A 3,720-nucleotide genomic window follows, 5' to 3' on the forward strand; every position below is an offset into this window, starting at 1 on the left:
AGTTGTCGCAGTCGATCTCGCCGGTAATCCTGATGAGCGATCACGGCCTCACCACTGTGGAATACGGTTTTTTACAGCTGCCGATATTTAGCGAATTAATCGTGGGGAATATCACGCTAGCAAGCTGGCACACGCTACAGTGGCAGACGCACGGTTGAACGGCTGATAACGTTGGGCGGCGTCGCCAACACCGGTCTCTATAGGCTGACGATGTTTTCCTGCAACATCAACAAGGGTGTTGTTTTCGCCGCGCTAGGCATGCTCACTATCCTGGTGTACACCCTTGTCATTGAGCTGGCGGAAACCTTCTATACTGCTGCTGGTGCAGATACAGCAAATAACCGCGTAGACACCGGCGGGCATCCACATCCGTAACGTTAACGCCGCTCTAGAATGATGGGAGAAACAGGGCCGATAGGAGGGCCGATAGGAAGAAAATTTCGTTTATTAGAGAGGCTTCACGCTCTGTCTGCGATGGTTTCATCGCTATACAATCCAAGCCGTCACCGTCGGAAGAGTCCGGGAGAAACTCTCACGGCTGAACAGCTGGTAGGCCATGGCAATCATCATAGGATGGGCAACGCACCAAATTGCACATCACGAACCAGACATTTATAAAACCCAGCATGCAGGCGACGGCGATATCCACCAGCGACAGCTTGTATTCAGCACCTGAATAGTCAGCATATTACCCGCATACGGTGTGGTGATAGTGGAAAAGAGCATGGCATTGCCTTCCACCGATTGATGAGTATCCAGGCACAAAAATTTACGACCAGAGACGATTTCGGTACTTTGGCTAGTTTTTCTGCACAATCCTTATATTGGGTTTTCAGACCGAATAGGCTACCATGAGCCATCTTGTTAAAAGCATAGGTCCTAGTATCATTGGCATCGCCGGCCTAGGTCGGTACTTCGCTCACCCCGATCACCTGCTGACGCCGCCGGTCAGTGTGAGTACCTGGACCTTCACACTTGGATCTTGCGAGGTAGTATCTTCGCGGGTTTGATTAACGAAAGCACTCGGTACTTACATCATAACTTTGCCGTTCAGCGCAGTAACGTCGATGCTTTTGACCGACGGTGCGGACGCGTTGCTCGTCCTGCTGTCGGCCGCCATGCCTGCTAGCCCGGCGGCCGGACCGACAGCATGCCGACAGCATACAGCATAAGGAATAGCGCGATCTTAAAATAAGGAATAGCGCGATCTTGAAATAATGCTTGGTCACATCCTTCAATCCTTATCCGCAATGATGTTCTATTAACCGTAGCAACAGTCGAATAATTACTCAATTTACTGAAAAATAAAACTATTTATATAGTGGTGCCCGTTGTGGTGCCCGCTTACCTTAGTCGATAGTTTGCATCGCTGGCGATAGCGAAGAATAGCGAATAATAATAGTGCCCTACCTTCATTGCGGGAGAACCTATTTGTGAAACACGCCGCTTTTCACGCCAATGACGCCTAGCCGGGCATTTGTCAGTATAGCGTCCGCCAGCGCGACCGGCTCCATCAAACAATAGAGCCGAACTGACTGGCCGAGAAAGTGCCAGTCGCTCTTGGTCTATAACGGCGTCTCCCATGTGGTAATGATGGCGTCTCCAAAAGAACTTGACGCTTTCGCCCTCGGCCTTTCGTTATCCGAAGTTATATCGCCTCGCCGGCAGATATTTATGGTATCGATATCGTGCCCGTCATGGTCTATAAGTGCAGGTCGAGCCTTCCAGCCGCCGTTTTATAGCGTTAAAGCACAGCGTAGAGCGCTTGCCGGGTGCACCGGTTGCGGTATCTGCGGCGTGGAGCAACTGGATGAAATTGGCAAGCCCGCTGCCGTCATTGCCATTCACGTAGTGTTGGCCCTTGGCACTGCGGAATTGCCAGAGGTGCATCTCATCGACCGGCTCAAGGGCTTGCAACCCATACCGTATCTTGGATCTCTCAGGATGGGGACTTAGACTATGGCGCTGAAGACGTCGGGCGACACTGGCGCTGGATAAACTGCTCGGCATGCGTGTGCGTCGGGGTGAATCGCCCATGGCGGTCCCTGGTTTCCATCAGCACTATCTATAATCAGCACCAGCTATAAATAGCACAGAGGCGGCTATATGCAGGGTGGAAATCCTGTTCGCTGTTTCCACCTCTACCTCGCTGGCGTTAGAGATCGCCGAGCACTGCAGCCTGACACTGGTGGGGTTCAGTAAACCGGGGCGCACCACGGTCTTTACCCATCCAACGCGGATTGTTGAAGACGTAAGTTAAACATATTCTTGTTAAAGTCACTGATAAACTTTTTATTCAACATTTAATTAACTATAATGATTGGATTGCTTACGCGACCCTAACATGCTTTTAAATAGGGTTGGTTAAACTAGAAATGGAGAGATTGTCATGAGCTTTACACTACCTTCCCTGCCTTACGGCTATGAGGCTATGGAACCGTATTTCGACAAAGAAACGATGGAAATTCATCACACTAAACACCATCAGACATACGTCAACAACGCCAACGGCGTTCTGGAAAGCCTGCCGGAATTTGCTAATTTGCAGGTCGAAGACCTTATTCAAAAATTAGACCAGCTCCCGGCGGACAAAAAGACCGTACTGCGCAACAACGCCGGTGGTCATGCCAACCACAGCCTGTTCTGGAAAGGCCTGAAGCAGGGAACCACCTTACAGGGTGAATTGAAAAGCGCTATCGAGCGTGATTTCGGCAGCATTGACGCCTTTAAAGAGGCGTTCGAAAAAGCCGCCGCGACTCGTTTTGGTTCCGGCTGGGCCTGGCTTGTGAAAAAAGACGGCAAACTGGCCGTAGTATCCACTGCTAACCAGGACAACCCGCTGATGGGAGAAGAGATTTCCGGCACCTCCGGTTACCCAATTTTGGGTCTGGACGTCTGGGAGCACGCTTATTACTTGAAATATCAGAACCGACGCCCGGACTATATCAAGTCATTCTGGAACTTGGTGAACTGGGATGAAACGGCCGCGCGTTTTAGCCACGCCTGATTTATCCCGCCCTCGGCGTTATCCCGCCCTCGGCGTTATCCCGCCCTCGGCGGGGATCTTTTGCCTACGCGCCGTCAGCAAATAACGCAGGCGCGTAGGAGTTGAGGATGTGAGTCAGTGGGATTTATCACTGTCTTTTCGGCGGATAACGCAGGTGCAACAAGCCAGGCACAGTATTTATTTCAGCAACAACCGATCGGAGAACGCTTTTTTTGATGCTGATCCGCACCAGGTATTTTGGTGGCGAAAGGATCATTGTAGAGCGCAATATTCGCTGGTAGTGCTGCCGTTTCATCTTCTACAGCGCTTTCTCCGAGCGCGTGCGCAATCTGCGGTGACGGCGGGAGCGCGGCGACATAATGCAGCTCGCTAAACGACCATATAATTTCATCATCGGTAAATCGGTAATCGTCGAATCCTGCCTGCTGCAATTCCTCATTTAGAGAGCTATCAGCAACTAGGTATCTTCATAATCAGGTGAATGCTGGCTGACAGGTCTTTTGACAACATTTCGATTCGATCAGTGGACCAATGGCAAGGAAGTCCAAGACTGCCAGCAACATACAGATAATACTGGCCGAGAAGTTATTCACCATCATTTCGAAGTCGCTTTTGCTTTTACCATCTACCATATACAGCGCGGTCGAAGCGCTTGATAGCTCAGATCTTCCCAGAGAACTAGAAATCACCGAGCCGAGGAACATCCCAGATCG

5 protein-coding genes and 1 pseudogene are annotated in these 3,720 nt (G+C 50.7%); 4 read left to right on the forward strand and 2 right to left on the reverse strand.

The window, feature by feature from the left end; translation table 11 throughout:
* Positions 1 to 171 precede the first annotated feature (171 nt).
* The 4 genes from BG74_RS04510 to sodA all read left to right on the forward strand — a co-directional run bounded on the left by BG74_RS04510 (position 172) and on the right by sodA (position 3,007).
* Positions 172 to 375 (forward strand): hypothetical protein, encoded by a 204-nt coding sequence (locus tag BG74_RS04510; protein ID WP_066596898.1) that lies wholly within the window; start codon positions 172 to 174, stop codon positions 373 to 375.
* A 1,215-nt stretch (positions 376 to 1,590) separates the two neighbouring features.
* The gene (locus tag BG74_RS20485) at positions 1,591 to 1,956 is read left to right on the forward strand and encodes a formate dehydrogenase accessory sulfurtransferase FdhD (protein WP_244267280.1); all 366 of its coding nucleotides are present in this window, start codon (positions 1,591 to 1,593) and stop codon (positions 1,954 to 1,956) included.
* Positions 1,957 to 2,113: 157 nt separating this feature from the next.
* Entirely contained in the window at positions 2,114 to 2,260 is a 147-nt protein-coding gene (locus BG74_RS20490) for a formate dehydrogenase accessory sulfurtransferase FdhD (RefSeq protein WP_244267281.1), read from the forward strand.
* Between the two features lie 129 nt (positions 2,261 to 2,389).
* Complete coding sequence (gene sodA / locus BG74_RS04520; RefSeq protein WP_066596900.1) at positions 2,390 to 3,007, forward strand: superoxide dismutase [Mn]; 618 nt, start codon at positions 2,390 to 2,392, stop codon at positions 3,005 to 3,007.
* A gap of 182 nt (positions 3,008 to 3,189) precedes the next feature.
* Here sodA and BG74_RS04525 read toward each other — a convergent pair whose 3' ends face one another.
* On the reverse strand, positions 3,190 to 3,438 hold the full coding sequence (locus BG74_RS04525; protein ID WP_066596902.1) for a hypothetical protein: 249 nt from the start codon (positions 3,436 to 3,438) through the stop codon (positions 3,190 to 3,192).
* A gap of 84 nt (positions 3,439 to 3,522) precedes the next feature.
* Positions 3,523 to 3,720, reverse strand: a pseudogene (locus tag BG74_RS14790) (hypothetical protein); the annotation flags it as partial.

This window comes from Sodalis-like endosymbiont of Proechinophthirus fluctus, assembly GCF_001602625.1.
Classification (GTDB): Bacteria; Pseudomonadota; Gammaproteobacteria; order Enterobacterales; family Enterobacteriaceae.